General features: G+C 44.2%; 28 protein-coding genes. 9 read left to right on the top strand and 19 right to left on the bottom strand.

Going from position 1 to position 26051, the window contains the following annotated elements:
* Positions 1-116: 116 nt before the first annotated feature.
* Genes JRG66_RS02375 through JRG66_RS02360 form a run of 4 tightly spaced genes read right to left on the bottom strand, consistent with a single transcriptional unit; the run spans position 117 to position 2499 of the window.
* Positions 117-629 carry a hypothetical protein gene (locus JRG66_RS02375; protein ID WP_265164147.1) on the bottom strand — a complete coding sequence of 171 codons (513 nt, stop codon included), beginning with the start codon at positions 627-629 and terminating at the stop codon, positions 117-119.
* Positions 630-634: 5 nt separating this feature from the next.
* A complete protein-coding gene (gene msrB, locus JRG66_RS02370; RefSeq protein ID WP_371875322.1) occupies positions 635-1048 on the bottom strand; it encodes a peptide-methionine (R)-S-oxide reductase MsrB in 414 nt (137 codons plus the stop codon).
* A 28-nt stretch (positions 1049-1076) separates the two neighbouring features.
* Entirely contained in the window at positions 1077-1601 is a 525-nt protein-coding gene (gene msrB, locus JRG66_RS02365) for a peptide-methionine (R)-S-oxide reductase (RefSeq protein WP_443096479.1), read from the bottom strand.
* Positions 1602-1629: 28 nt separating this feature from the next.
* Positions 1630-2499 carry an alpha/beta hydrolase gene (locus tag JRG66_RS02360; RefSeq protein ID WP_265164146.1) on the bottom strand — a complete coding sequence of 290 codons (870 nt, stop codon included), beginning with the start codon at positions 2497-2499 and terminating at the stop codon, positions 1630-1632.
* A 152-nt stretch (positions 2500-2651) separates the two neighbouring features.
* Here JRG66_RS02360 and JRG66_RS02355 point away from each other — a divergent pair, with 152 nt between their 5' ends.
* Together JRG66_RS02355 and JRG66_RS02350 are read left to right on the top strand one after the other, a co-directional pair.
* Complete coding sequence (locus JRG66_RS02355; protein ID WP_265164145.1) at positions 2652-3473, top strand: M48 family metallopeptidase; 822 nt, start codon at positions 2652-2654, stop codon at positions 3471-3473.
* A gap of 65 nt (positions 3474-3538) precedes the next feature.
* Positions 3539-4879 (top strand): MFS transporter, encoded by a 1341-nt coding sequence (locus tag JRG66_RS02350; RefSeq protein ID WP_265164144.1) that lies wholly within the window; start codon positions 3539-3541, stop codon positions 4877-4879.
* Between the two features lie 63 nt (positions 4880-4942).
* On the opposite strand, the gene JRG66_RS02345 is transcribed toward JRG66_RS02350, so the two are convergent.
* Genes JRG66_RS02345 through JRG66_RS02330 form a run of 4 tightly spaced genes read right to left on the bottom strand, consistent with a single transcriptional unit; the run spans position 4943 to position 7902 of the window.
* The gene (locus tag JRG66_RS02345) at positions 4943-5674 is read right to left on the bottom strand and encodes a head GIN domain-containing protein (protein WP_265164143.1); all 732 of its coding nucleotides are present in this window, start codon (positions 5672-5674) and stop codon (positions 4943-4945) included.
* Between the two features lie 36 nt (positions 5675-5710).
* Entirely contained in the window at positions 5711-6808 is a 1098-nt protein-coding gene (locus JRG66_RS02340) for a hypothetical protein (RefSeq protein ID WP_265164142.1), read from the bottom strand.
* Entirely contained in the window at positions 6789-7352 is a 564-nt protein-coding gene (locus tag JRG66_RS02335; RefSeq protein WP_265164141.1) for a DUF4179 domain-containing protein, read from the bottom strand. The genes JRG66_RS02340 and JRG66_RS02335 overlap by 20 nt, the downstream gene beginning before the upstream one ends.
* A complete protein-coding gene (locus JRG66_RS02330) occupies positions 7342-7902 on the bottom strand; it encodes an RNA polymerase sigma factor (protein ID WP_265164140.1) in 561 nt (186 codons plus the stop codon). Before JRG66_RS02330 ends, JRG66_RS02335 begins: the two co-directional genes overlap by 11 nt.
* A gap of 218 nt (positions 7903-8120) precedes the next feature.
* Here JRG66_RS02330 and lon point away from each other — a divergent pair, with 218 nt between their 5' ends.
* The 5 genes from lon (at position 8121) to JRG66_RS02305 (ending at position 15819) form a co-directional block, all read left to right on the top strand.
* The gene (gene lon / locus JRG66_RS02325) at positions 8121-10571 is read left to right on the top strand and encodes an endopeptidase La (RefSeq protein ID WP_265164139.1); all 2451 of its coding nucleotides are present in this window, start codon (positions 8121-8123) and stop codon (positions 10569-10571) included.
* Positions 10572-10727: 156 nt separating this feature from the next.
* Positions 10728-11420 (top strand): (d)CMP kinase, encoded by a 693-nt coding sequence (cmk, locus tag JRG66_RS02320; protein ID WP_265164138.1) that lies wholly within the window; start codon positions 10728-10730, stop codon positions 11418-11420.
* A gap of 450 nt (positions 11421-11870) precedes the next feature.
* Positions 11871-13730, top strand: a complete 1860-nt coding sequence (gene rpsA / locus JRG66_RS02315) for a 30S ribosomal protein S1 (protein ID WP_265164137.1) — start codon at positions 11871-11873, stop codon at positions 13728-13730.
* Between the two features lie 176 nt (positions 13731-13906).
* Positions 13907-14647 carry a hypothetical protein gene (locus JRG66_RS02310; RefSeq protein ID WP_265164136.1) on the top strand — a complete coding sequence of 247 codons (741 nt, stop codon included), beginning with the start codon at positions 13907-13909 and terminating at the stop codon, positions 14645-14647.
* Between the two features lie 176 nt (positions 14648-14823).
* Positions 14824-15819 (top strand): NADP-dependent oxidoreductase, encoded by a 996-nt coding sequence (locus JRG66_RS02305; RefSeq protein WP_265164135.1) that lies wholly within the window; start codon positions 14824-14826, stop codon positions 15817-15819.
* A 109-nt stretch (positions 15820-15928) separates the two neighbouring features.
* Here the strand turns inward: JRG66_RS02305 and JRG66_RS02300 are convergent, their stop codons facing one another.
* Positions 15929-16480, bottom strand: a complete 552-nt coding sequence (locus JRG66_RS02300; protein WP_265164134.1) for a macro domain-containing protein — start codon at positions 16478-16480, stop codon at positions 15929-15931.
* A 108-nt stretch (positions 16481-16588) separates the two neighbouring features.
* Here JRG66_RS02300 and JRG66_RS02295 point away from each other — a divergent pair, with 108 nt between their 5' ends.
* Positions 16589-17329 (top strand): SDR family NAD(P)-dependent oxidoreductase, encoded by a 741-nt coding sequence (locus tag JRG66_RS02295; RefSeq protein ID WP_265164133.1) that lies wholly within the window; start codon positions 16589-16591, stop codon positions 17327-17329.
* Between the two features lie 246 nt (positions 17330-17575).
* Here the strand turns inward: JRG66_RS02295 and JRG66_RS02290 are convergent, their stop codons facing one another.
* From JRG66_RS02290 to JRG66_RS02280, 3 genes are all read right to left on the bottom strand, one after another.
* Positions 17576-18772 (bottom strand): DEAD/DEAH box helicase, encoded by a 1197-nt coding sequence (locus JRG66_RS02290; protein WP_265164132.1) that lies wholly within the window; start codon positions 18770-18772, stop codon positions 17576-17578.
* A 186-nt stretch (positions 18773-18958) separates the two neighbouring features.
* The gene (locus JRG66_RS02285; RefSeq protein WP_265164131.1) at positions 18959-19531 is read right to left on the bottom strand and encodes a pentapeptide repeat-containing protein; all 573 of its coding nucleotides are present in this window, start codon (positions 19529-19531) and stop codon (positions 18959-18961) included.
* Positions 19532-19536: 5 nt separating this feature from the next.
* Positions 19537-19920 carry a hypothetical protein gene (locus tag JRG66_RS02280; protein WP_265164130.1) on the bottom strand — a complete coding sequence of 128 codons (384 nt, stop codon included), beginning with the start codon at positions 19918-19920 and terminating at the stop codon, positions 19537-19539.
* 308 nt (positions 19921-20228) lie between these two features.
* On the opposite strand from JRG66_RS02280, the gene JRG66_RS02275 reads away from it, so the two are divergent.
* Positions 20229-21155, top strand: a complete 927-nt coding sequence (locus tag JRG66_RS02275; protein ID WP_265164129.1) for a L,D-transpeptidase — start codon at positions 20229-20231, stop codon at positions 21153-21155.
* 68 nt (positions 21156-21223) lie between these two features.
* Here JRG66_RS02275 and JRG66_RS02270 read toward each other — a convergent pair whose 3' ends face one another.
* The 7 genes from JRG66_RS02270 to JRG66_RS02240 form a co-directional block, all read right to left on the bottom strand.
* Positions 21224-22129, bottom strand: coding sequence for an alpha/beta fold hydrolase (locus JRG66_RS02270; protein WP_265164128.1), 906 nt, complete (start codon positions 22127-22129; stop codon positions 21224-21226).
* Between the two features lie 246 nt (positions 22130-22375).
* A complete protein-coding gene (locus tag JRG66_RS02265; RefSeq protein WP_265164127.1) occupies positions 22376-22825 on the bottom strand; it encodes an OsmC family protein in 450 nt (149 codons plus the stop codon).
* Positions 22826-22858: 33 nt separating this feature from the next.
* Entirely contained in the window at positions 22859-23083 is a 225-nt protein-coding gene (locus tag JRG66_RS02260; protein ID WP_265164126.1) for a hypothetical protein, read from the bottom strand.
* The gene (locus JRG66_RS02255; RefSeq protein WP_265164125.1) at positions 23080-23397 is read right to left on the bottom strand and encodes a rhodanese-like domain-containing protein; all 318 of its coding nucleotides are present in this window, start codon (positions 23395-23397) and stop codon (positions 23080-23082) included. Before JRG66_RS02255 ends, JRG66_RS02260 begins: the two co-directional genes overlap by 4 nt.
* Before the next feature lies 1 nt (position 23398).
* Positions 23399-23683 (bottom strand): rhodanese-like domain-containing protein, encoded by a 285-nt coding sequence (locus JRG66_RS02250; protein ID WP_265164124.1) that lies wholly within the window; start codon positions 23681-23683, stop codon positions 23399-23401.
* A gap of 139 nt (positions 23684-23822) precedes the next feature.
* Positions 23823-24212: a DUF302 domain-containing protein gene (locus tag JRG66_RS02245; RefSeq protein ID WP_265164123.1), complete on the bottom strand. Its 390-nt coding sequence runs from the start codon at positions 24210-24212 to the stop codon at positions 23823-23825.
* 226 nt (positions 24213-24438) lie between these two features.
* A complete protein-coding gene (locus tag JRG66_RS02240) occupies positions 24439-26031 on the bottom strand; it encodes an FAD-dependent oxidoreductase (RefSeq protein ID WP_265164122.1) in 1593 nt (530 codons plus the stop codon).
* Positions 26032-26051 lie beyond the last annotated feature (20 nt).

Raw genomic sequence — 26051 nt, 5'->3', positions numbered from 1 at the left:
GAAAGTATATGGTTTCGGGAAATCCTTCCAAAAATGCCCTTTTTGAGACCCGGCCAAAAAAAATCCTTCTTCCCCTGAAGGAAAAAGGATTTTTTATTTACAAACCGATTTATTTGTTATTTAATATCCAGCGCCTGCATCACTGCATCGTGGTTGGATATATCAATGCTCATTTCATCTATAAAATCTGATGGCACCACCACAAACTTGAAATACTGGTTTTGAAGGTAATCTTCACTTAAAGTTTCCAGGTCAAAATTTCCGGTAATCAGGATTTCCACATCCTCGGCTGAGTGGTTAAAGGAGTACTGGATAATTCTCCCGTCTTCAAGAAAATATGATTTTGGCAGTAAACTCCATGTTTCCACGTCCCCAATAACTTCAAGCCGGTAGGCTAAAATGGCATCAGATTCATATATTTCTATATCCCCGGGAATCTCAAAGTAGTGGTTGTACAGGTTGAAGTCGGCATCAAAAGTAAAATTTCTGGCAGTAAGGTCTCCAAAAGTCTGTCCCAGGATATTTACTCCAGGTTCCCCAGGAGGGCCTTGCGGGCCAATTTCTCCGTCATCGGAACAGGAGGTAAGGCTAAAACTGACTAGTGCGAATAGAAGGAATATTTTTTTCATGATTATTAGGATTTAGGTTTAGATTTAGATTCAAATTCTATACTGGCCGAATTCACGCAGTAGCGCTGGCCGGTTACGGTAGGGCCGTCGTCAAAAACGTGCCCCAGGTGGCTGCCGCAGTTAGCACATAGGATCTCTGTTCTAATCATGCCAAAGCTCCTGTCCTGCACATATTCTATTGCGCCATCTAGAGCTTCATCAAAACTGGGCCAGCCACAGTTGCTCTCAAATTTCTGGCCGCTCTCAAAGAGTTTTGCGTCACAGGCAGCACAGCGGTAAGCGCCTTCCTGGAAATGCATGTTGTACTTTCCGGAATGTGGGGCTTCTGTGCCTTTTTCGCGCAGCACCCTGTATTGTTCTTCTGAAAGTTGCTTTCGCCATTCGGCTTCTGAGCGTTCTATGGGATATTTCTTGATCATTGCTTTTTTGTTTGTTTAAATATAAAAATTAGGGAGGGGTGGCTCTCTTAAACAATTGGTAAACTTTGTTAGGGTTATTTCTTCGGAATAAAATCCATGGCGACCCCATTGATACAATGTCTTTTTCCGGTGGTATTTCTGGGGCCGTCATTAAACACATGGCCCAGATGTCCGCCGCAATTGGCGCACACCACTTCCAAAGCACTAAAGCCCCCGTCCTGTCGGGCCTGTAATCTACATTCTTTTCATCTGCTGGTCGGTCAAAGCTGGGCCAGCCGGTCCCGCTTTCAAATTTATGGCGGGTTTGGTACAATTCGTTCCCACAGGCGGCACAAACAAAGGTTCCCGGTTGTTCGATACGGTTGAGGGGGCTTGAAAATGCCCTTTCGGTTCCCTTTTTCCGAAGCACCTGAAATTCTGCTGCAGTTAGTTCCGATTTCCACTGGGCTTCAGTCTTGGAAACAGGATAGGTTTTTTGGTTATTGGCCTCTTGCGCATTTGAGTTACAGCCCAGGCTAAGAACTAAAATTATGATAGAGATGGTAAGCTTCATAGGTTATTTACCAATGAAGATACAAGAACTATACCGAAAGAAAATCAAGGATTTTCTTAATAACTTCTGAATTGCCTAAAATTCGGCGGTGGCCAAGCCCTTTTGTGACCATAAGTTCACTGTTTTCAAGCTTGTCATGAATATCATAAGCCGAACTGATGTTCACATCCACATCATCTTCATCGTGAATAACCAGGGTTGGAATTTTGACTCCTTCCGCAGAAACTGCACCCGAGAGCTTATCCATATCCTCATCAAACTTCCTGTCAAAATAGCTTTTCATTTTGTCTGCTACTTTGTTATTCATCTTCATGTTACGCGCAAATTCACGGGTGATGTGGGTAATGCTGTTCGCTGTACCTATAATGACCAGTTTTTTTACGGGCAGGCCGTTAGAAACTGCTTTTAGTGACGCCATGCCACCCAGGGAGTGCCCTATGGCCGCTTCAAAAGGGCCGTATTTTTTTTCGATGACTTCTATGGCTTCTATGAAGTGGGGCATCATGCTCATTTTTCCGGCTGCTTTCCCGTGTGCAGGGGCATCAAAACTCACTACAGCAAAGCCTGCTTTGATAAGGGCTTCGGCCATTACAGCGAGTTGGGTGCCGCGGCCGCTCCAGCCGTGGGTGAGCAAAATTTTACGGGAAGAATCGCCGTATTGGTACACCACAATTTCCTTCTGAAAATGGGGCAGCACCAATTTTTCCTGCTTACTTTCCCTGTCCATTTTCTTTTCCCGGTCAGGAAGTTTGTACCTGAAAGGCGTGAGAAAAAGTTTGGCTGCAAACCTGCTGGCCAGAAAAGGGGAAATGGAGGTAAGTATTTTTCCTGTGGTTAAAATATAAGAGGGCACCAGCAGCCTCTGCACAGGGGTTTGATCTTTTTTTTGTTGTGTCATAAAAGGAGAAAGGGTGCAAGTTACGAAATATGGATCTTTACCGGGCAAGCCGTGGGCGCGCCTTTTCAAGATTGGCAGGTATTTTGTTAAACCTAATTTAAAGCTTCAAGTGGGGCCGGTTTGATTTATTAACTTTAACAAAATTATCAATTATGAAACTGAGACAAATAACTATAGTGGCTGGTTTTTTAATCCTGTTGGCAGGATGTAAAACGAACCCTTTTACCGGTGAGAGAAACTTGAATTTCGTCTCCAATTCCCAGATCTTCCCTGCTTCTTTTCAGCAGTATGATGAAGTTCTGGCTCAGAGTGAGGTGGTTAGAAATACCCCCGAAGCAAGAATGGTTGAAAATGTGGGAAGAAAAATTGCCGTTGCTGCAGAAAGATACCTGAACGCCAACGGTTACCAGGGGTATCTTGATGGTTACGAATGGGAATATTCATTGATAAAGGATGACCAGGTGAACGCCTGGGCAATGCCCGGCGGCAAGATCGCCTTTTACACCGGCATCATGCCCCTTGCCAAAAATGAAACAGGGGTTGCTGCCATTATGGCTCACGAGGTAGCCCACGCAGTGGCAAACCATGGGGCACAGCGTATGAGTGCAGCCCAATTACAACAGGTTGGGGGCGCAGTTGTGGGAGCCGCAGTTGGGGGTAAAAGCGAAAGTACCCAGCAAATTATAGCCCAGGCCTATGGTCTAGGTACCAACCTTGGTGGAATGCTGCCTTTTAGCCGAAGCCATGAAACCGAAGCCGACAGGATTGGGTTGACCCTCATGGCCATTGCAGGTTACGACCCGGCCGAGGCTGCCAACCTTTGGAGGAGAATGTCTCAGGAAAGTGGAGGGCAGGCTCCGCCTGAGTTCCTCAGTACGCACCCCAACCCTCAAACCCGAATCAACAATATTGAAAAATGGGCTCCTGAAGCCAAAGCCGAAGCCCGTAAATTCGGGGTGACTTCCTTTAAATAGAGGTATTAAAAATTCAGTATTTTAGGAGCTGCCAAAATTTGGCAGCTCTTTTAATTTTTTCCTGTATGAAATCACTCCCCAAGGGAAGTAAAAAATTACTCAACGCCTGGGCGTTTTACGATTGGGCAAATTCAGTTTACAGCCTTGTCATAGCTTCAACTATTTTCCCCATTTTTTATGCGGCCCTAACCATTGTTAAAGATGAAGAAGGAAAAGTGGTGCATGATACAGTGCAGCTGCTGGGGTTTGACTTTAACAACGACTCGCTTATTAGTTACGTGACCGCAATGGCATTTATGCTGGTGGCAGTGATAAGCCCTTTTCTTTCGGGTATCGCCGATTATGTGGGGAATAAAAAGAACTTTTTGAAATTCTTCTGCTATCTTGGCTCCCTTTCCTGCATAGGGCTTTTCTGGTTTAACCTGGAAAACCTCATTTTTGGTCTGGTGTGCTATTTCCTGGCGCTGGTAGGATTTTGGGCCAGCCTTGTTTTCTATAACTCTTACCTGCCCGATATTGCCTTTCCAAACCAGCAGGATAAGGTAAGTGCAAAGGGATTTTCACTGGGCTACATTGGGAGTGTGATCCTGCTTGTCATCTGTCTTCTTTTAGTGCTTAACTACGAATGGTTCGGGTTTGAAAGTGAGGCTATGCCCACCAGGCTTTCATTTGTTCTTACCGGGATCTGGTGGATTGGCTTTAGCCAAATTACTTACTATTACCTTCCAAAAGGCAATAAAAAGGAAAAACTCACGCGAGATGTGCTTTTTAACGGGTACAAAGAAATCAGGATGATTTGGAGGTCTTTTGAGAATAATTTGCAGCTGAAAAGGTATTTAACAGCCTTCTTTATTTACAGCATGGCGGTGCAAACCGTGATGTTGATCGCCACCTATTTTGGGATCGAAGAAGTGAACTGGACGGGGCAGGACGCAACAACCGGATTAATTGTGAGTATTCTTTTAATCCAGCTGGTTGCCGTGGCAGGAGCCACCATTACCTCCCGGCTATCTTCAAAAATGGGGAATATAGAGACGCTTATCCTGGTGAATGTGCTGTGGATAGGCATTTGCATCTATGCCTTTTTTGTGAAAACGCCATTGCAATTCTACATCGCTGCGGGTCTGGTAGGGCTGGTAATGGGCGGCATTCAAACCCTTTCGCGCTCCACCTACTCAAAAATGCTTCCTAAAGACACCCTTGACACCACCAGTTACTTCAGTTTTTATGATGTTTCAGAAAAAATTGGCATTGTGATAGGGATGTTGCTCTACGGAATGGTTGCCCAGGTTTTTGGCAGCATTCGGTATTCCATTTTGTTTATAACAGCTTTCTTTCTGGTAGGGGTATTTTTATTGCTGAAGGTTCCCCGTACCGGAAAACTGGCAAAAAAAGAAGCGGCTTAAAAACCCCTTTTTTGACACCCTGCTGGGATGAGGTCTTTAAGCCGCGAGCTTACTTCTGAAGTTTTAATTTTTGCTGATAGATCCAGAACCCATCGTCCTGAAATCCTCTTTTTTTGGATTTCCCCTGTACTCGATATCTCCCGAACCCGGGGTGCTTGCTTTTAGAGATTCTGATGCATAAACCTGAATGTCTCCCGAGCCGGTCACCATGGCCGAAACATGCTGGCACTTAAAATCAAAGGCGCTGATATCTCCCGAGCCTGTCACTTTGCAGTCAAAATCTTCGGCCTTGCCGGTAAGGTCAATATCTCCAGATCCTGTGATATCTGCCGAAGCACTTTTGGCTTGCAGGGGCAGGCTAACATTTCCAGATCCGGTGATGTTGATCGAAAATTTTTGGGAGCTCACCATGTCGTTGGAACGTATATCCCCCGATCCCGTAAGGCTCACATTTTCGATATCTGCAAATGGAACTGTTATGGTAATTCCCTTATTTCCGGAAGGGTTCAAAGAATAGCCTTTTTCGACTGAAATTTTAAGCCTTCCGCCGTTAACTTCGGTTTCAATGTGCTGCTGCAGGTTTTCTTCGGCCTCGATCTTTAAGCTTCCTTCCCTGCCTTTCACCAGGATCACATCCATGGATCCGGTGAGGGATACCGCGTCATAATCTGGTACATTTCGGGTTTGGGTAACCATATTGCCGTTGCCATTTACTTTTTTTGTGCCCTGCCACCATTGGGCGTTGCTAGCGGTGACACAAAAAAGAGCTGCAAAAAGAGTGAGTAAGGTTTTCATTTTAAATGGTTTTAATTGATTGATGTTATGTAAATATTAGTCCAGGAAGGAGACGCTGCCATAGCTGGAATCTACATAGATTCTTCCTCCGGTATTTTCGCTGCGGTAGTACCCCTGGTAATAGTTGTCGCTGCCGCTTTGGTTGCGCCTGTTCACATTAAAGTTACTGTTATCTACTCCATTAACGCCTCCATATGAAGTTTTTATCTCAAAACGGAAAGGCGCTTCTGTGTCATATCCCAGCTTCACCCCGGTATAATCGCTGTTGACCCTGATTTCCCTAAAGCTGGGCATGATCTTTTGAATTACCAGCGACCCATAGTCCAGGTTGAGGTCAAGGCTGCCGTAGACAAGCCCTATTTTAATCCCCAGGTAATCGCCTTCACCTTTTACATTCTTTAGTTTTTCAACTTTTAGGGAACCGTAGTCGTTGTTGAAAGAGAGCTGTTCTACTTTCAGGATGTTAGAATCGGTATAATCTGCGCTCAGGTCAAGGGTTCCTGCCTCATCAACAGTGAATTCAGAATAATCGGCGTTGATCCTGGCACGTTTTACATAGCCAATGCTGCTGTTTCGGGTGTAGTCAAAATCCAGCTCATTGTTGTTACCGTGGAGTTCGCCTATCATGATTTTTCCGTAGTCACAGGAGATTTGAGCGTCACCTTTAAGCTTGTCGAGGTTAATGCTTCCGTAGTCATTAGAAAGGTCTACGCTGTTGGTCACAGGGGCTTTCACCCTGTAGTTGATCTCTATGTTCACATTGCTGCTGCTCCATCCAAAAAGGCTTCCCCAAAAAGAATTGTTGTTGTTTTTTTCGAGAATGGTTTTTGCGGTCACCTGCCCGGCAGTCTGGTTAAAAGCCACATCGATTTCCCGTAGGCGCTGTTCCACCTTTTCTTCGTCATTGCCGTTGGTGCGAACCAAGACTTCAATTTCTACGCGGTTTTGATCCCAGGTCACAATATCAATGTTGCCGTAGCTGTTGGAGATCTTCAGCATATCACTGGCCGAGACCTTAAATTCTTTCTTCACGCGTTTTTGCTTGGTGTACTTTCCTCTAAAGTCTCCTTCGGCGCATGCCACAGCCGGGACAAGGAAGAAGACGATCAAAGCCTTATATAATAGTGTTTTCATGATTGGTGTTTTTTAGGGTGTTTATATCATTTACTTTCTCAAGTACCATTTTTAACAGGTCAATTCTTTTTTGAAAATTGGTGATCATGGCGAAGATCACCCTCTGGTCCTGGCCGCTTTTCCCCAGGTCTTTTTTCAGGTTCTGGTAATCTTTTTCCAGGATATCGAGCTGGGCAAGGGCGTCATTGATCACAGCTTCGGTCTCGGGGGTTTTTTGTTCCTGCAGGGCAGCGAGTTCTGTTCTTATTACTGAAGAATAGAACTCCTGGGTTTGTTTCATCTCGGGAGAGACATTTGCCAGTTCCTGTGTATGGGAGAAAGGATTGGCAAATACCCCCTGAAAGAGAAGTACTGCTGCCAGGAAGCTTGCAGCCACTGCCATTACAGGTAGCCACATCGTGATAAGCCCGTTGTGCCTGGGTTTCTTTTTTTGAGGCCGTTGCCGTAATTTTTCCCTAAAGCGGTCTTCATGCTGGGGGGTAGGTTCGTCAATATCGAAATCGAGCCCGTCAAAAAGGTCTTTTAAGTCTCTATCATTTTTCATAGCTCAGTAATTTGGTGCGAAGGCTTTCTTTAGCCCGTGAAATTGTTGTTCTGCAATTGGCGTAGGTAATATTTAAAATTTCACATATTTCCTCGTAATCATAACCTTCAATCAAATGGAGGGTTAGTGCTACCCGGTAGTTTTCTTTTAATGATTCCATCGTTTTTAAGATCATCTTTACTTTAGGATTTTGTTCTTCTTCTTCGGAATCAATTCCGCTGGAGTCATCGGCAGCATGCTTAAACTGGTCGTTGTATTCTACTTCGCTATAGCGTGTGTTCTTGTTGTACACGCCTATGCTGTGGTTTACAACTATCCTTTTCAGCCATGCGCCAAATGTTGAGGTCCCTTCAAAAGTGTCAAGTTTGTCAAAGGCTTTTAAGAAGCATTCCTGCATGATATCTTCAGCTTCCGCAGAATCCTTTACAATGCGCAGCGCCACGTTGTACATGGCTTTGCTGTACTTTTTGTACACTTTCATTTGGGCCCGCTCGTCTCCCCGGCGGCATTTATCCAAAAGCTCATCAATATGTGTGGTGGTTAGTGTCAAAATCTTAAAGCTTTATAATAAAGATGAGATAGTTTTCAAATTGTTACAGTTTTGCAGAATTTTCTTTTAATTGATTTTCTGTACGTTGGCATAAGAATTGAAATAATGTGTCTAAAATGTGCTTTAAATGCCTGTTATACAGTACGAGTAAAGGTAATAAAGTAACTAAATAGATTGTGATATAATAACTGCAGTGACAGTTTGACTTAAAAACAGATATGGGCAGAACAAAATTTAAAAATCTTGACAGTCTGTCATTACAGGGGATAGATGAAGATGCAGAGTTGATCCCCCTAATGACTCCTGAAGATGAAGAAGAAATAAACAAAGAAGACCTTCCTGAAGTATTACCTATTTTACCCCTTAGAAACACAGTGCTTTTCCCGGGGGTGGTAATACCTATTACGGCAGGCCGCGATACCTCGATTAAACTTATCAATGAAGCCAACAATGACACAAAAGTGATTGGGGTGGTTTCCCAAAAAGATGAAAAGGTAGAGAACCCTACTGCGCAAGACATTAACAAAATTGGGGTGGTAGCAAGGATCCTGAGGGTGCTTAAAATGCCCGATGGAAATACTACCGTGATCATTCAGGGGAAAAAGCGTTTTGAAGTAGATGAAGTGATTGCCGATAAGCCATTTTTGAAGGCCAGGATCATTGAAGTGCCCGAGGCACGTCCTGCCGAGGAAAATGAAGAGTTTAAAGCCATTATTGATTCTATCAAAGAACTGGCCCTGCAAATTATTAAGAACAGTCCCAACATTCCTTCGGAAGCTTCTTTTGCGATTCAGAATATTGAGAGTCCTTCGTTCCTTATCAATTTTGTTTCCTCAAACATGAACCTTTCTGTAGAGGAAAAGCAGAAGCTGCTTGAGACCAATGATCTTAAAGAGCGTGCACTCGCTACCCTTAAGTTCATGAATATGGAGTACCACAAGCTGGAGCTTAGAAATGACATTCAGAACAAGGTGCAAAGTGATATGAGCCAGCAGCAGCGGGAGTATTTTCTTCACCAGCAAATGAAGACCATCCAGGAGGAACTTGGCGGGGTTTCTCATGAAGGGGAAGTAGAAGAGATGCGTGCCCGGGCGAAGAAGAAGAAATGGCCCGAGAATATAAGCGAGCACTTTAACAAGGAGCTGGCAAAAATGCAGCGGATGAATCCGCAGGTGGCCGAATATTCCATTCAGCGGAACTATCTCGACCTGTTTTTGGATTTGCCGTGGAATGACTTCAGTAAAGACAAATTCGATTTAAAGCGTGCGCAGCGCATCCTTGACCGCGATCATTATGGTCTTGAAGATGTAAAGGAAAGGATCATTGAGTATCTCGCGGTTCTCAAGTTGAGGAACGATATGAAATCTCCTATTTTATGTCTGTACGGTCCTCCGGGAGTTGGTAAGACCAGCCTTGGGCGTTCTGTGGCCGAAGCTTTGGGCAGAGAATATGTGCGGGTGTCGCTCGGCGGACTTAGAGATGAAGCCGAAATACGGGGGCACAGAAAAACTTACATAGGCGCTATGCCCGGAAGGATCATTCAATCCCTCAAAAAAGCCGGAACCAGCAATCCTGTTTTTGTGCTTGACGAGATTGACAAATTGAGCATTGGCCATAGCGGCGACCCCTCTTCAGCCTTGCTGGAGGTGTTGGATCCGGAGCAGAACAGTGAATTTCACGACAATTTCCTCGAGATGCCGTTTGACCTTTCCAAGGTGATGTTCATTGCCACTGCAAATAACCTGGGAACCATTCAGCCGGCCCTGCGCGACAGGATGGAGATCATTAACGTGACCGGGTACACCATTGAAGAGAAAGTGGAGATTGCGAAACAGCATTTACTTCCGAAGCAATTAAAAGAACACGGCCTCACCAAAGAGAACCTGAAGATTGGCAAAAAACAGCTGGAGAAGATCGTTGAAGGCTATACCAGGGAATCGGGCGTGCGTAGCCTCGAAAAGCAAATTGCCAAAATGGTGCGGTATGCCGCCAAGAACATGGCGATGGAAGAGGAGTACAACATTAAGATCAAAGATTCGGATATTCTTGATGTTTTGGGCAGTCCCAAGCTCGAGCGCAACAAATACGAAGACAATGAAACTGCCGGGGTGGTTACAGGATTGGCCTGGACGCAGGTGGGAGGAGATATCCTGTTCATTGAATCTATTCTTTCTAAAGGAAAAGGTTCTCTCAATATTACCGGGAACCTCGGGAAAGTAATGAAAGAATCGGCTACCATTGCTCTTGAGTACATAAAAGGTAACGCCGAAGCTTTAGGAATAGATCCTGAAGTGATGGATAAATATAATGTTCACATTCACGTGCCCGAAGGCGCTACGCCAAAAGACGGCCCAAGTGCCGGTATCACCATGCTTACCTCGCTGGTTTCGCTGTACACCCAGCGAAAAGTGAAGAAAAGCATAGCCATGACGGGAGAGATTACCCTGCGTGGTAAAGTGCTTCCGGTTGGCGGGATCAAAGAGAAGATCCTGGCTGCAAAACGGGCTCATATCAAGGAGATCATTCTTTGTGAAGAGAACCGCCGGGATGTTGAAGATATTAAGGAAGAATACCTCAAAGGTCTTACCTTTCATTATGTGAAAGAAATGTCTCAGGTAATTGACCTGGCAATTCTCGATGAGAAAGTTAAGAACCCTAAGCAACTCTAGGGAATGTTTGTTACAGGCCCCGCTACTGGCGGGGCTTTTTTGTTTCAGAACGATTTCCTTTTAAACCTGTAAGAAATACCTATTTTTGCAGAGGTGCCAAAAATGGCATTTTTGAGGGCCTTTATTTCTGGCTCTTTAAGCTGAAGAACAACATTTATGACGAGAAAGATCACCATTGCAATAGACGGCTTTTCATCAACAGGTAAAAGTACCGTGGCAAAGCAGCTGGCCAAAAAACTGGGTTATGTGTATGTAGATACAGGCGCGATGTACAGGGCAGTTACCCTTTACGCGCTGCGGAAAAAATTCATTTCTGAAACTCATTTTGATGTTGCCGCACTCATAGCCGATCTTCCTCTTATCAAGCTGAAGTTCATCTTTAACCCTGAAGTGGGTTTCGGGGAAATGTACCTGAATGGCGAAAATGTTGAAAAACCGATAAGGCAAATGGAGGTTTCCCAGTATGTGAGCAAAATAGCTGCAGTACCTCAGGTGCGTGAAATGCTTGTAGCCCAGCAACAGGAAATGGGCAGGGAAAAAGGCATTGTGATGGACGGGCGCGACATAGGGACTGTGGTCTTTCCCAAGGCCGAGCTTAAGATCTTTATGACTGCCAGTGCAAAAGAACGTGCCCAACGCCGGTTTTTAGAACTTCAGGAAAGAGGAGAAAATGTCACTTTTGAAGAGGTGCTTGAAAATGTGGAGGAAAGAGACCTTTTAGACACCACCAGAAAAGATTCCCCTCTTGTAAAGGCTGAAGACGCAAAAGAAATAGATAATTCCCACCTCACCCTGGCAGGACAGTTCGAAAAGATCCTGGAGTTGTACGATGAGGCAATTAATAATTAGCAATGATCAATTATCATAACCTTCAAATTACAAGCACCAAATTCCAATGGCTTAATTTGAAGATGAATCCCTTTGGCAGGTTTTATTTCTACCAAACAAAGGTTTCCAAAATGACATTTTAAGAAGGTAATTTAAGGATTTAAAACATCTGCGTTTATCTGCAAAATCAGCGGGAAATAAATGATGTCTAAGCATCTAAGGTTTCTCAGCAATTAAGATTAAGTTATATCTCTCGCCAGCTATTATTGACTGGCATTTTCAATTCTCATCTCTCCTATCTAAAATCTCATATCTACATTGTTAATTGACAAAAATAATTGTATTTTTGCACTCCTTTTAGCAATAGGTCGGGAGACTAAAAGGATTGAAAATCAATATTATAAACACTTCTGTGTTCTTTTATTGCGAACATCTTCCGGAAGAATACAGGATACAAATTAATTATCAGCAATGGCTGAAGAAAACAAAAACCAAGAAGTTCAGGGTTCTGAAAACGCTGAAATTCAACCGGTAGCAGGAATGGGGGCTAAGTCTCAACCTGATGCGGCTGTTCAGCAACAAGATCCTGAGCAATTCTTAAAGGAATTCAACTGGCACAACTACGAAGAGGGAATTGATCCTATCGACGATCAAAAGCTGGAAGAATTTGAAAAGCTTGTAGCAGAAAATTTCGTTGACACTTTACATGATGAAGTAGTTACCGGAAAAGTGATCAACATTACAGATCGTGATGCGATCATCGACATCAATGCAAAAAGTGAAGGTGTAATCTCTCTTAATGAGTTCCGTTACAACCCAGATCTTAAAGTTGGGGATGAAGTAGAGGTATTGATCGATGTGCGTGAAGATGCTACAGGGCAGTTGATCCTTTCTCACCGTAAGGCTCGTGTTATTATGGCATGGGATCGTGTGAACAAAGCACATGACGAGGGTCTTATCGTGAACGGTTACGTGAAATGCCGCACTAAAGGTGGTATGATCGTAGACGTATTTGGTATTGAAGCTTTCCTTCCGGGTTCACAAATCGATGTGAAGCCAATCAGGGATTACGATGCATACGTTGGAAAAACAATGGAATTCAAGGTGGTGAAGATCAACCACGAATTCAAGAACGTTGTTGTTTCTCACAAAGCGCTTATCGAAGCCGATATCGAAGAGCAGAAAAAAGAAATTATCGGGCAGCTTGAAAAAGGTCAGGTACTTGAAGGTACTGTTAAGAACATCACTTCTTACGGTGTATTCGTTGACCTTGGAGGTGTTGACGGACTTATCCACATCACCGATCTTAGCTGGTCTAGAATCAACCATCCAAACGAGATCGTTGAGCTTGATCAAAAACTGAACGTTGTTATCCTTGACTTTGATGAGGCTAAAACAAGAATTCAGCTTGGTCTTAAGCAGCTTAGCAAACACCCATGGGAAGCTCTTGACGAGAACCTAAAAGTTGGTGACAAAGTAAAAGGTAAAGTAGTTGTGATCGCAGATTACGGTGCATTTATCGAAGTTGCTGAAGGTGTTGAAGGTCTTATCCACGTTTCTGAAATGTCATGGAGTACTCACCTGCGCTCAGCTCAGGACTTCGTGAACGTTGGAGATGAGGTTGAAGCTCAAATCCTTACTTTAGATCGTGAAGACAGAAAAATGTCTCTTGGTATCAAGCAATTGACTCCAGATCCATGGACTGATATCACTTCTAAGTACCCTGTAGGTTCAAGACACACTGGTATTGTTCGTAACTTCACAAACTTCGGAGTTTTCGTAGAACTTGAAGAAGGAATTGACGGACTTATCTATATCTCAGATCTTTCATGGACTAAGAAGATCAAGCACCCAAGTGAATTTACTAACGTAGGAGATAAACTTGAGGTAGTTGTTCTTGAACTTGATGTTGAAGGACGCAAACTAAGCCTTGGTCATAAGCAAACTGAGTCTAACCCTTGGGATAAGTACGAATCTGAGTTCGCTGTAGGAACTACTCACACAGCTGCAATTACAGAGATCGTTGACAAAGGTGCGACTATAGACTTTAATGAAGATATCACTGCATTCGTTCCGCAACGTCACCTTGAAAAAGAAGACGGAAGCAAACTTAAGCAGGGAGAAACTGCAGAATTCCAGATCATTGAATTCAACAAAGAATTCAAGAGAGTGGTAGCATCTCACACTGCTATCCACAAGGAAGAAGAGCAGCAAATTGTAAAGCAGGCCCAAAAGAAAGCCGCTGCACAACAAGCTCAGAGCAACACCACTATTGGTGATGTGAACGCAGAACTTCAGGCGTTGAAAGATAAAATGGAAGGAAAGAACTAATTTCCTAAAATTTTTAAATATTTAAAACCTCTCCGGGAGACCGGGGAGGTTTTTTTATGGGTGAAACTTAAATGAATAATGTGTAACATAATGATAATCAGAAAAATACCTATAAAGTGGTATTGTGTTGACAGGATTTTTCCGGTACTTTTCAAATTCACTTTAAAACAGGTATTATGAAAAATTCATTACACAAATTTGTTTTCATGTTCATGAGTTTCAGCTTTTTTATGGCTTGTGATTCTGATGATGGAACCAGGGAACCACAACTTCCCGAAGTTGTTACCCTAAGCGGAGAATCTGAAGCGGTCATCACCCATACTTCTGTGCAAATTTCAGGAACCCTTATGGGCGATGCCAGTGACATTCAATCTTACGGAGTGGTTTGGAGTACAAATCCAAATCCAACTTTAGATGACAATGTGGCCCTGCCTGAAGGCCAAACGACCCCTGTCTCCATGAAGAAAAGTAATAACCGGCAATCTGAAGATCCATTTGTGGTAAAGATTGAAGACCTTAATCCGGGGATCAATTATTACTTCAGAACCTTTGCAACTAATGAGGCGGGTACGGCTTACGGGGAGCAGTTGAGCCTTGAAACCCACAATCTGGCAGGCTCTAAATGGGAATTAACTTATCATCATGAAGAAGATGTTTCCTGGGTTGCTCATGTGGAATTTTATGAAGATGGTACGGCTTTTTATACCGAACCCGCGGTACCCGGAGTATACGATCTATGGGGAGAGTGGAGTATGGAAGACAACCTGCTCACCTACGATATGATTCCCGATAACGAAGGAGAAAACTATATCCTCACCGGTGAACTTCAGGAGAATGAGATGAGTGGAACTTACACCTTTAATACCACTGAGGGAATGACCAACAGGCCATGGACAGGTTTTCTTCTGGAAGAATAGAAAATGTTTAGCTAAGGCTGAAGAACGAGAAGTTCTGGAGTCATATCTGTAACTTTTAAGTGCATTTCGGTACCTGGTTTTTAACTGAAATTATTCTTCTCTTATTTCTGATTTACATAAATATCAGCTTGTAAATATGCATGAGAAGCCTTATCTTCAATGAAAACCAACCCATCATGTCCAAAACCATTCTATTAAAAAACCGTCCGGCAGGCAAACCCGCAACTTCAGATTTTGAAACTATTGAAGAGAACGACCCAAAGCCGGAAGAAGGAGAGATCCTGCTCAGGGCGCTTTACATTTCAGTAGATCCATATCTCCGCGGAAGAATGAGGAATGAAGAATCTTATATACCTCCTTTTCAGGTTAATGAAGCCTTAGAATCGATGGTTGTTGCCGAAGTTGTGGAGAGTAAGAATAAGAACTTTCAAACCGGAGAGTATGTCTCCGGAATGCTAAAATGGAAGGAGTTGCAGCTGTCTACGGGAACCGGCCTCAACAGGGTCGATCCCGATCTTGCCCCGTTATCGGCATTTTTGGGAGTGCTGGGATTAACAGGGCTCACCGCTTATCTCGCCCTCGATAAAATCGGGCGGCTTAAGCCTGGAGAGACCCTCGTGGTTTCGGGTGCGGCAGGAGCGGTGGGGAGCATAGCCGGACAAATTGGCAAGATCAAAGGCTGTATGGTGGTGGGAATTGCCGGCAGTGATGAAAAAGTAAAACATCTGGAAGAGAAATTTGGCCTTGACAAAGGATTGAACTACAATAAAGAAGAGAACATGGCCGATGCCATTAGAAGGATTTGTACCGATGGGGTTGATGTCTACTTTGACAATGTTGGGGGCGAGATTCTTGATGCCGTGCTGCAAACCATCAACAAAGATGCCCGAATCATTAATTGTGGCGCAATATCTACTTATAATGAAACGGAAGTACCTGTTGGACCCAGGCCCGAAGGAATTCTTATCAAAAAGACCGCCCTTATGCAGGGTTTCCTGGTTCGCGATCACGCAAAGGACTTCGGAAAAGCGCTGCGGCAGTTAAGTGAATGGCTGAAGGATGGAAACCTTGAATACGATGAAACCGTGGTAGAAGGCTTTGATAAACTTCCTGAAGCTTTTATTGGCCTCTTTGAAGGTCGCAATGTAGGGAAGATGCTCGTTAAAGTTTAAGGTTCAAAATTTGGGGTTTAAGGGAGCAAAATATATTCAGCATTAAAAATTACGGGCAGCTAACCCACAACAGCGTTATCCAAAACCCGCATGCAACCGTATAAGCAGCTTAACCCAAATACTCTTTCCCCTGCATAATTTGCTCCAGCACCCTTTTGTGTATGTCTAGATCCTGTTGGTTATAGAGTACAAAAATGACATTTTTGAGAGTTTTTAGGGTAGAGATTTTTTCAATGATTTTGGTAAAAGCCACTTTTGCGGCTGCTTCTGCCGGATATCCAAAAATACCTGTTGAAATCGCCGGAAAAGCAATAGAAGAGATCTGTTTTTCTTCAGCCAGATCGAGGGCCTTTGAATAGCAATTTCCCAAGAGTTTATCTTCAGGTTTATCCTGTCCATACACAGGCCCCAGGCAGTGAATCACATATAAGTTGGGGAGATTATGGGCTCCTGTAATTACCGCTTCTCCCGGTTTAATTGGAGCCATGGCCCTGGCTTCCTGGGCAAGTTCCGGCCCTGCAGCGCGATGTATGGCGCCGGCTACCCCGCCGCCGGTTTCTAGCTGGGCATTGGCTGCATTGACCACTGCAGCACAGTCTGCCTGTTTTGAAATATCCCCCTGGCGCAGTTCAATGCTTACTCCCGAAATTATTTTTTTCATACTACTCTAAAATAGCAAATTTTTGCCCCTCTTCAAACGCTTCCTGATTTTAATCATTTTCTCCCATTCCAGGGTTTTCTATCTTACTTTCAGTAAAAATTTGGTGTTATGAAAGATAAAGTAGTAATTATTACCGGCGCAGCCTCTGGTATAGGGGAGGCTACAGCCCTCCTTTTTGGACGCGAAGGCGCCAAAGTGGTAGTTTCGGATATCAATGCTGAAGCAGGGGAGGAAGTAGTGAAGCGCATTAAGAAATCGGGAGGTACAGCCAGCTTTTTTAAAGCCGATGTAGCTTCAGCAGCCGAAAATAAGGCTCTGGTAGATTTTGCAGTAAAGACTTACGGTAGGCTAGACGTTGCAGTGAACAATGCCGGGATTGGTGGCGAGGCAAATAAAATTGCCGATATGAGCCTTGAAGGCTGGCACCGGGTGATAGACGTGAACCTGCACAGTATCTTCTACGGAATGAAGTACCAGATTGCAGCCATGCTCAGGAATGGGCAGGGCAGCATCATTAACATTTCTTCTATTTTGGGAAGTGTTGGCTTTGAAGGATCGGCCGGGTATGTGGCTGCAAAACATGCCGCTGTGGGAATGACACGTAATGCGGCTATAGAATATTCCTCTCAAAATATTCGAATCAACGCGGTGGGGCCTGCTTTTATAGACACGCCTTTGTTAGACCAGCTGGATGACGAGGTGAAAAACCACCTTATCTCTCTGCACCCAATAGGCAGGTTGGGCCGAAGTGAAGAAGTAGCAGAATTAGTGTTGTGGCTGGGCAGTGATAAAGCTTCATTCGCAACCGGGGCATACTATCCAATAGATGGCGGTTACCTGGCGAGATAAAATTACGAACTTAGAAGGGCGATATACGATTGGCTGAAATTATATAGAATAGAAGGGGCTTCGCATACCAAAACCTGCGATCTAAATGCCAGAGGTTTCTGAGGTTGTCATTCCTACGCAGTAAGAATCTCATTGTAGATGTACTCATTAAAAATAAAAAGAGCTTTTTTCATTTGAAAAAAGCTCTTTTGTTATCAAAGTTTTTAAATATTATTTTTCAGTCCATTGATCGTGGTTCACCAAAAATTAACGTCTTCTCCTTTGCCTGCCGTTCCGGTTTCTTTGTGGGGAAGGGGCTGGTGGGGCAGCATTGAGGTCCATGGGATAAGGGTGTTCTTCAACCACCGGGATCTTAATGGAGGCAAGTTTCTCAATATCCTTCAGTTCTTTTCGCTCATCGGCGGCACAAAAAGAAATTGCAATTCCCTCGTTCCCCGCGCGGCCGGTACGCCCAATTCTGTGCACGTAAGTCTCGGGCACGTTGGGCAGGTCAAAGTTAAAGACGTGGCCCAGCTCATCGATGTCAATTCCGCGGGCGGCAATATCGGTGGCTACAAGCACATTCAGGTTTCCGTTCTTGAAATTCTTCAAAGCCTTTTGCCTGGCGTTCTGACTCTTATTCCCGTGAATGGCGGCCGAACTTATTTTGGCTTTATCAAGAAACCTCGCCACTTTATCGGCACCGTGTTTGGTGCGGGTAAAGACAAGGGCGGTTTTAATTCCATTGGTTTCCAAAAGGTGCAGTAGCAATTTTCTTTTGTCGGGTTTGTTGGTAAAGTAAACCCACTGGTCAATTTTATCTACTGTAGATGACGGCGGAGTAACTTCTACCTTTACCGGATTCTTCAGCATCATTTTTGCCAGGCTCTGGATCTCCTCGGGCATGGTAGCCGAAAAGAAAAGGGTCTGCCTTCTTTCGGGCAGGCTTTTTATGACCTTTTTTACATCGTGTATAAAGCCCATATCCAGCATCCGGTCGGCTTCATCGAGTACGAATATTTCCAGCGATTTGAGATTGATAAAGCCCTGGTTCATAAGGTCGAGTAAGCGGCCGGGCGTGGCAACAAGAATGTCAACGCCGCGTTTCAGCTTGTCTACCTGGGCATGCTGGCTTACCCCGCCAAAAATCACCGAATGTTTAAGCCTGGTGTATTTCCCGTAGGCAGCAAGGCTTTCATCTATTTGTATGGCGAGTTCGCGGGTAGGCGTGAGGATCAAAGCCCGCACTGCCTTGCCCGAAAATTTTTTTTCATTTAATAGTTGCAGGATAGGAAGGCCAAAAGCGGCTGTTTTTCCTGTCCCGGTTTGCGCTACCCCCAAAAGGTCTTTTCCTGAAAGGACTACGGGAATGGCCTGTTTTTGAATTGGGGTGGGCCTGGTATAACCTTGGGTGTCGAGCGCCTTTAAAAGGGCCTCATCTAAATCTAATTTTTTAAAAGACATTAAATTGTTTTATGTGAAATGCTGGAAAAGACGTTGCATTTTCTTGAAACAGCTGCTGTTTTTTGTGTTCTGTACCGGCTTACAACCTGCCGTGTATCTCGTAAAGAAGGTGGCAAAGATAAGCTTTTTATATGCCGGTTTTACATGGAACGGGAATTGGGCTGCCAACTGGAAATTTAGAAGCTGCTAATCGATCTTTATTTTATATTTTTCCAGTAAACCGCCAATATTTTCCGAAGAAAACCTGGCACCTTTAACAGTATTGTTTTCAGGGTCTATGCTGAAGTTCCTGGAGGTGCTAAAATCAGCTTTTTCCAGCTTCGTGTTATAAAATATGGCACCGCTAAAGTCGCAATTCCCGAAGTAAGCTGAAGTGAAATCGGCTTCAGAAAAATCTACCTGAACCAGTTTACAGGTGTCAAATGTAGTATTCTTCAGTTTAAGCCTGCTAAAGGAAGAGTAGCTTAAAAGGCAATTTTTGAAAGAAAATGAGAGCAAAAAAGGATCAAGCTCGTTAAAGTTGATGCCCATAAGTTTGCAATCTATAAATTCTGTATCCCTAATGCAGGTTCCCTTGGCTACTGAATTGCTGAGGTCGCAGGCTTCAAAAATACATTCCGAAAATGTCATTTTTGACAGGTTGGCTCCCGAAAGATTGATGCCCCTAAAACTGCAGAGCTCGTATTCTCCTGCGGGCAGGTCTCCGTTGCGAAGATTTTCTGCGGAAAAATCTTCGTCCCTAAAATAAGCTTCGGTCATGAATGTTAGCAGCCCTTTCCTTTTCCGCCTTTGCAATTGGTAGATTCGGCAACTAAATAAGCTATACTGCCGCCAAGGTCGATTTTTAAGGTAGTGGAGCCAAAATCTGAAGCCAGGCGTTTTTTGCCATTGAGCACCAGCTCGTTAAAACCACTTATGGTGAAAGTTTTAGTATTTCGGTCGTACACTATTTTTTCGGCTTTTTCAATTTCCACAATAGAAGTTGTGAAGTGCACATTGCCGGTAAGCTCTACAATTTGTTTATTCTCGCGCGTTACACTTTGATCACCGGAGAAAGTGATACCCTTACTTTCAAAAGTAACAGGGCTCTCCTGCGCCATCACTCCCGTTCCCAGTAACGCGAAAAATAGAAGAACAAGAAATTTCATAGTCAGCATTTTTTGATGTTCACAAGGTATTAATTTATTGACAAATATTTTAGTTTATTTTAAGGTTTTTTCGGAAGTTTTTCGCTGCTTATATAGCTGAAAACAAGCTTCAAAAATGACATTTTTCAGGGTTTATAGATTTTATAAACCCGTAGGAATTGATCAAAAAATTGACGAAATTAGTAAAAGCTTTGTGCAGGGGAGATTTCTTCTGAAGATGTAACGCTAGTTTGAAAGCTTACTTCTTCCGAAGCTTTGGAGAAGGTGCTATGAAAAACATCAGGAAAAATATTTGGAACTTTCTGTTAATGCTACCGCTACTCGCCGTAGGGTGTTCCTGTGAGCGCTCTAATCTCGCCGTGCAATCCCAAAACCTGGAGAAAACTCCTGTTTCCGAAATTTCTGCGGAAACACAAGAGCCTCAGCAATTGCCATTGTTCGTGACCTACCAGCTTGACAGCCTTGAAAATGCCGCCGAAATTGATAGTTTCAAGCACAGGTTCAGCGAAAGGGAACAGGAATTTATTTTTGGCATCAACCGCGTTGACCCTTACCGGCTTAAGCCCGGAGACCTTCTGGTGATCCCCGATACGCTCACCACTAATTTTCTCGATTATTCCCCTTTTCCCAAAAGGCTCGAAATGCTCGATTCCATACCCAAGACCGTGCTTATTTCTAGACGTATCCAGGCATTTGCTTTGTACGAGAACGGCAGGCTCTTTAAATGGGGGCCGGTGAGTTCAGGGAAAAGATCAACCCCAACCCCCGCCGGACTTTTCTACGGAAATTATAAGGCGCGCAGTAAAATTAGCACGGTCAACGATTCGTGGCTGATGCCTTATTATTTCAATTTTATGAATTTTGAAGGGGTAGGCGTGCACCAGTACTCCATGCCCGGCTATCCTGCCAGCCATGCCTGCGTGAGACTGCGAAGAGATGACGCCATCACAATTTATAACTGGGCCAGCCAGTGGAAGCTCGATGCTACGGGGCAGTTAATTGAGCGCAATGGAACTCCTTTCATGGTGTTTGGAGATTATGATTTTGAAAGTGCTGTGCCATGGCTGCAACTGGCCGATAATCCAAATTCCAACTATCTCAACGCAGGCGAACTGGAAACCCTGGGCAACTATGTTGCGGAATACAAGAAAGATCCGAAGAACTTTGATCTTCCCAAACCCGGGCTCGAGGAACTCGCCATAACGCCACCCGAAGGCCTGGAGACTATCCGCTAATATTTATAAAATAAGAAAGGTTGCCAAAAACGAATTTTTGACAACCTGTTCTCCTCAAACAATTATTTTTAAAAGCTGTATTTTTCTTTGTAGGCCAATATTGCCTTTTGTAGCTCGATAGGCTCTTCTATAAACGGCACATGCCCGCCCTTATTTTCCCACAAAAGCAGATTTGAAAAATTGAGGCCGCGGTAATGTTCTGGGCCCACCATAAAATCTGTGCTGCCATAGAAATAAAGTACCGGCATGTTCATATCTGCGCTCAGGGCTTTAAAATTCTGCCAGTAATCCTGGCTGTTCATGGCGTACTGGCTAAGATCGTAGTTAAAGTTCTCAATTTCTGCCGAGATTTGATCAAGTTTCGGGAAGGTTTCGGGATCCCGGGACCCTATTTTCCAAAACAAGCCTTTTTCCCGAAGTTTTCCTCCGTACTCATTCATTCTTTGGGCCACGGGAACTGTGTCCCCTTCGCAACTATAGGTTTCCCCTACCAACTCAGCGGCTTTTGGCAGCCAGCTCCCGCAAGCCGATTCCGGGAGGTTTAGGGTGCAGTTGATCATGAGCATTCCTTTTTGTGCTTCAGGGTACCGCTTTGCGTAACCCATTTGCAAAACACCTCCAAAAGAATGACCAAGGGTGAGCCAGGCCTCAAAGCCAAGAGCAAGCCTTACTTCTTCAAAATCAAGCGCCATCCTGTCCATGGAATAATCTTTACTGGGGGAGCTTTTTGACCTTCCAACCCCACGCTGGTCGAGGTAAACCACTGTAAAATGTTCTTCCAGAAACTCTCCTGTTAATTTCTCAAACCAATAACTGCCCGATCCCGGCCCGCCATGGATGTAAAGCAGGGGAGTGCCCCTGCCTTCAACCTTTACGTAAAGGTCAACCCCGTCTGAAGTGGTAATGGTCTTTTCACCCGCCAAAACATTCTGGCTCAAGAGAAACACGGCGATAATCAGGAATAATCTATTCATTTTTGAGAGGTTTTACCTGCCTTTAGAAAAGTGAGCAGGTTTTGGTTTATAAAAACCTGCTCTTCATATTTCCTTTTCAGCAATTTCCCCTATAGACTTTTCCGAAGGAAATTTGTTACACTAAGAAGTGCTGTAGCTGAAATTTTTTCTGATTTGCCTCTCAAATGGTTGAAACTGCTCAAAAAAAAGATCCCGAAGAAGAAAAAAATCTTCAAACGGGATCTCCAGTGTAGGGGGACTGTAACCTTATGATACCAAAGATTCTGCCAATTTAATTTCGGGGACCAAAATAACTTCAGCTTTTATAGAATTTGTGATGAGGCAGGCTTTTTCGGCCTTAAAAAGGATCTTTTCAGCTTTCTCTTTATCTTCCGCATTATAAATGCAGAGTACGGGTTCAAGAACAATTTGCGACATTACAAATCTTCCATCCTGCTTGCTCAGCCTGCCTTTAGCAGGGCAGGTAAGGCTTTTGAATTGCAGCCCGAAATTTTCAGCAATTGCCAGGAAAGTGGTCATAAAGCAGCTGTTCACTGCGGCCGTGTACAAATGTTCGGGAGACCAGATGCCGGCAATTCCCTTCGGAAATTCGGGAGGGGTCGCCACTTCAATTTTCTCATTGAGTTCGGGAGAAGAGATTTCCCCTTTGCGATCTGCCTTCCAGTGTAAGTCGACGGTATAGATATGTTCTTCCATGATGAAATTTTTATGGGGTAAAGTTAAGCGGGCTTATTTTCTTTTTTCCTGATTTCGATCAGGTTCTACAGTGCAATTAGGCCCGGTGCAATTGCCGGCAGTACAACCAAAGCCAAAGAAGCCCATGGCGGCTATGTAAATACCAAATGCCAGCCCCCACCAGAGTTCGGCGTTGGCCGCCTGCAGGCTTACAATAATTCCTATAAGCATGTAGGCTGCGCGCAACAGGCTGTTGGTGTTAAGCAATCTTTTTCTCATTTTATTTTATTCTGAAGGTTTCTCCAGCCGCCGCCGTTGTGCACTTCTGTAAATCCTGCCGATTTCAATATATTTACTGCGGAAGCACTTCTCATTCCCGAAGCACAGCAGGTAATAACAGGCTTGTTTTTATCGCCAATTTTCCTGAGGTTCTGGCCAAGGCTGTTTAACGGAATGTTTTTGGAACCTTTGATGTGTCCGCCGTTAAACTCCCCTTTGGTACGCACATCTACAATAACAGCTCCCTCCTTATGTAAGTCGGTAAAATTTGGGCCTGTATTTTTTCCGAAGATATTTTTTAGGAATTTTATCATTTTACGAGGCTTTAGATTGCAGGTAGTTGACTTCGAGCCATGAACCTCCGTTCACGCAATTTATTCCGGCACGGCTGAGATATTGTTCTGCCTGTGCACTTCTCATCCCCGATGCGCAACAAAGAATGATTGGTGCTTCCCATGATTTTAAATTCTCAATTTCATCGGGTAATTCTGTAAGGGGTATATTTTTGGAACCTGCTACATGGCCACCACGAAATTCTGCTCTTGTTCTCACATCGAGTTCGATTCCTTTCCCGGCTTGTATGATCTTTTCCGTTTTCATAAGTGTAATTATTTAAAAACAGGACAAAAGTAATTTCTAAGGTTTGCCGGCACAGTTACTTTTGTTACACAAGGCTGGAGCAAAAAAAATCCGGAGAATTTAGAAGCCCCCCGGATCTTTTTAAATAACTAATTTCAATTTAACTGATGCTGTCAATTACCTTTTTCAGCTTTTCCCGTACCTGCGTGGCAACATCTCCCAAAGTGTCATTTTTAACGGCCTGCATGGAAGCCACAGGATCAACGGCTGAAATTTCAATCGTACCGTCGCCGGTTTCCTGCACTATCACATTGCAGGGTAACATGGTTCCAATCCTGCTTTCGGCTGAAATAGCCTGGTGTGCCATTTGCGGGTTGCAGGCACCAAGTATCCTGTACTTTCTGAAATCTACATCCAGTTTCTTTTTGAAGGTTTCCTTCACATCGATCTCTGTTAAAATACCAAAGCCTTCTTTTTTGAGTTCTTCTGTAACTTTTTGAATGGCTGTGTCAAAATCCTGTTTTAAAGTAGTGGTAAAATAGTAGCTCATGACTGTAGTTTTATCTGATTATCAAGATACTACTAAAAAAGCTTTTTTGGAAGGAATAAACAGTGACATTTGTTACACAAAAAATGAAAAACCTGAAGGGAAAGGCGTGTAGGGGACATCCTAACCCTAAAGGTTTTCGATGTAAAAGTACTGCGGGCTATTCTATTGAAGATGAAACTGCTATAAATTTGTCTTATTTAACAAACGGACAAATTCTAACCTGAACTTATTCCGAAAGAGGTTCCGAAAATGCCATTTTTGACACCTCTTTTTTCTGCGGAATAAAAGTCATGGCCCTTTCGGCTATTGCAGTGATGGAAAGACTGGGGTTCACCCCCGGGTTTGCCGAAATCATAGACCCGTCAATTACGTAGAGGTTTTTGTACCCAAACACTTCATTCCTGGAATTAATTACTCCTTCTGAAGCATTTTTGCCCATCACGGCCCCGCCTAAAATGTGGGCTGTAGTGGGAATTCCGGCAAGGCTTTCCAGCACAAAAGAAGTGGCTTTCCCATTGATGGCCCTGCTGTACCTTTTGGTGAGTTCTTTTGAGGCCGGGATATCTGAAGTAGGTTTTTCTCCCGAACTTATGCCGCTGGACATGCTTCCGAAGAAATTTCTCTTCAGTTTTATCGTGCTGTCAATACTTTGCATAAAAAGCAGTACCGCCGTACTTTTTGACCAGCCATTGATAAAATATGTTTTGAACCAGGCCACGGGGGAACTTATTAGCTGAGACAGGACATTCCACACGCGCTGCGGTGGCGTCTTTCCATGCGCCATGGGCAGGTGCAGCAGCTTCCAGAACCCCGAGCCACGGGAGTAGCGTACCACTTCAAGATGGCTGTTTTCATCGGTGTGCAGCAGGCTCCCTATGGCCACCCCTCTTGAAAGGTCTTTCTTCCTGTCGGCCGTTGAAACGCTGATTAGGGTTTCATTGTTGGTACGAACCTGGTCTCCAATTTTTTCTGATAACTTCGGAAGGCTTTTCTGCTTCAGCTTTAGCAACAGTTTAACCGTACCCAAAACTCCTCCGGAAAAAATCACTCCTTTGCTTCGCAGTTTTCTGGTCTTCCCAAAGTAGGAGGTACTCGATTTGAGTGTCACCTCATAAGCTTCCGAAGAAAGCTTTTTTACATCAGTGACTTCATTTTCCGCCAGGATTTCTGCTCCCAGTTGCTGAGCCAGCCAGAGGTAATTTTTGTCGAGCGTATTTTTCGCATTGTACCTGCAACCGGTCATACAGCCGCCGCAAAAATTACAACCTGTCCTGTCCGGGCCTTTGCCGCCAAAGTAGGGATCCTCTATGGTTTTTCCCTCTTTTCCGAAGAAAACGGCCACGTGAGGGGCTTCAAAATGGCTTTTTCGGCCCATGTCTTCAGCCACTTTTTCGAGGGCTTTGTCGGCATCAAACAACCGCGGATTGGGCACTGCGCCCAGCATTTTTAGCGCAGTCTGGTAATGTGGTTTGAGCTCCTCTTCCCAGTCTTCCAGCTGCCCCCAGGAACCAGAGGTGTAAAATGCCTTTTTTGGCACCGGGAGGGTGTTGGCGTAAACCAGCGAACCGCCACCCACGCCTGTGCCCGAAATTACCGCCACATGCCTGAAAATGCTGAGCTTCATGATACCGAAAAACCTGAGCGCGGGCATCCACAGCCATTTTTTAAGGTTCCAGTTGGTCTTTGGGAAATCTTTGGCCTTGAACCATTTTCCTTTTTCGACTACCAGTACGCGGTATCCTTTTTCAGATAAGCGCAGGGCACTAACAGATCCGCCGAAACCACTGCCAATAATGATATAGTCGTAATCGAATTCCATATTTTAGGAAAGCTCCTCTT

The sequence above is a fragment of the Salinimicrobium tongyeongense genome, from assembly GCF_026109735.1.
GTDB lineage: Bacteria > Bacteroidota > Bacteroidia > Flavobacteriales > Flavobacteriaceae > Salinimicrobium > Salinimicrobium tongyeongense.
Note: the sequence above shows the minus strand (reverse complement) of the source record. Positions and strands in the feature narration are given on the sequence as shown.

Bases quoted from the DNA above. Each gene is read 5' to 3' on its own strand.
- JRG66_RS02375 (WP_265164147.1), bottom strand. From the start codon at position 629: ATGAAAAAAATATTCCTTCTATTCGCACTAGTCAGTTTTAGCCTTACC.
- msrB (WP_371875322.1), bottom strand. From the start codon at position 1,048: ATGATCAAGAAATATCCCATAGAACGCTCAGAAGCCGAATGGCGAAAG.
- msrB (WP_443096479.1), bottom strand. From the start codon at position 1,601: ATGAAGCTTACCATCTCTATCATAATTTTAGTTCTTAGCCTGGGCTGT.
- JRG66_RS02360 (WP_265164146.1), bottom strand. From the start codon at position 2,499: ATGACACAACAAAAAAAAGATCAAACCCCTGTGCAGAGGCTGCTGGTG.
- JRG66_RS02355 (WP_265164145.1), top strand. From the start codon at position 2,652: ATGAAACTGAGACAAATAACTATAGTGGCTGGTTTTTTAATCCTGTTG.
- JRG66_RS02350 (WP_265164144.1), top strand. From the start codon at position 3,539: ATGAAATCACTCCCCAAGGGAAGTAAAAAATTACTCAACGCCTGGGCG.
- JRG66_RS02345 (WP_265164143.1), bottom strand. From the start codon at position 5,674: ATGAAAACCTTACTCACTCTTTTTGCAGCTCTTTTTTGTGTCACCGCT.
- JRG66_RS02340 (WP_265164142.1), bottom strand. From the start codon at position 6,808: ATGAAAACACTATTATATAAGGCTTTGATCGTCTTCTTCCTTGTCCCG.
- JRG66_RS02335 (WP_265164141.1), bottom strand. From the start codon at position 7,352: ATGAAAAATGATAGAGACTTAAAAGACCTTTTTGACGGGCTCGATTTC.
- lon (WP_265164139.1), top strand. From the start codon at position 8,121: ATGGGCAGAACAAAATTTAAAAATCTTGACAGTCTGTCATTACAGGGG.
- cmk (WP_265164138.1), top strand. From the start codon at position 10,728: ATGACGAGAAAGATCACCATTGCAATAGACGGCTTTTCATCAACAGGT.
- rpsA (WP_265164137.1), top strand. From the start codon at position 11,871: ATGGCTGAAGAAAACAAAAACCAAGAAGTTCAGGGTTCTGAAAACGCT.
- JRG66_RS02310 (WP_265164136.1), top strand. From the start codon at position 13,907: ATGAAAAATTCATTACACAAATTTGTTTTCATGTTCATGAGTTTCAGC.
- JRG66_RS02305 (WP_265164135.1), top strand. From the start codon at position 14,824: ATGTCCAAAACCATTCTATTAAAAAACCGTCCGGCAGGCAAACCCGCA.
- JRG66_RS02300 (WP_265164134.1), bottom strand. From the start codon at position 16,480: ATGAAAAAAATAATTTCGGGAGTAAGCATTGAACTGCGCCAGGGGGAT.
- JRG66_RS02295 (WP_265164133.1), top strand. From the start codon at position 16,589: ATGAAAGATAAAGTAGTAATTATTACCGGCGCAGCCTCTGGTATAGGG.
- JRG66_RS02290 (WP_265164132.1), bottom strand. From the start codon at position 18,772: ATGTCTTTTAAAAAATTAGATTTAGATGAGGCCCTTTTAAAGGCGCTC.
- JRG66_RS02285 (WP_265164131.1), bottom strand. From the start codon at position 19,531: ATGACCGAAGCTTATTTTAGGGACGAAGATTTTTCCGCAGAAAATCTT.
- JRG66_RS02280 (WP_265164130.1), bottom strand. From the start codon at position 19,920: ATGAAATTTCTTGTTCTTCTATTTTTCGCGTTACTGGGAACGGGAGTG.
- JRG66_RS02275 (WP_265164129.1), top strand. From the start codon at position 20,229: ATGCTACCGCTACTCGCCGTAGGGTGTTCCTGTGAGCGCTCTAATCTC.
- JRG66_RS02270 (WP_265164128.1), bottom strand. From the start codon at position 22,129: ATGAATAGATTATTCCTGATTATCGCCGTGTTTCTCTTGAGCCAGAAT.
- JRG66_RS02265 (WP_265164127.1), bottom strand. From the start codon at position 22,825: ATGGAAGAACATATCTATACCGTCGACTTACACTGGAAGGCAGATCGC.
- JRG66_RS02260 (WP_265164126.1), bottom strand. From the start codon at position 23,083: ATGAGAAAAAGATTGCTTAACACCAACAGCCTGTTGCGCGCAGCCTAC.
- JRG66_RS02255 (WP_265164125.1), bottom strand. From the start codon at position 23,397: ATGATAAAATTCCTAAAAAATATCTTCGGAAAAAATACAGGCCCAAAT.
- JRG66_RS02250 (WP_265164124.1), bottom strand. From the start codon at position 23,683: ATGAAAACGGAAAAGATCATACAAGCCGGGAAAGGAATCGAACTCGAT.
- JRG66_RS02245 (WP_265164123.1), bottom strand. From the start codon at position 24,212: ATGAGCTACTATTTTACCACTACTTTAAAACAGGATTTTGACACAGCC.
- JRG66_RS02240 (WP_265164122.1), bottom strand. From the start codon at position 26,031: ATGGAATTCGATTACGACTATATCATTATTGGCAGTGGTTTCGGCGGA.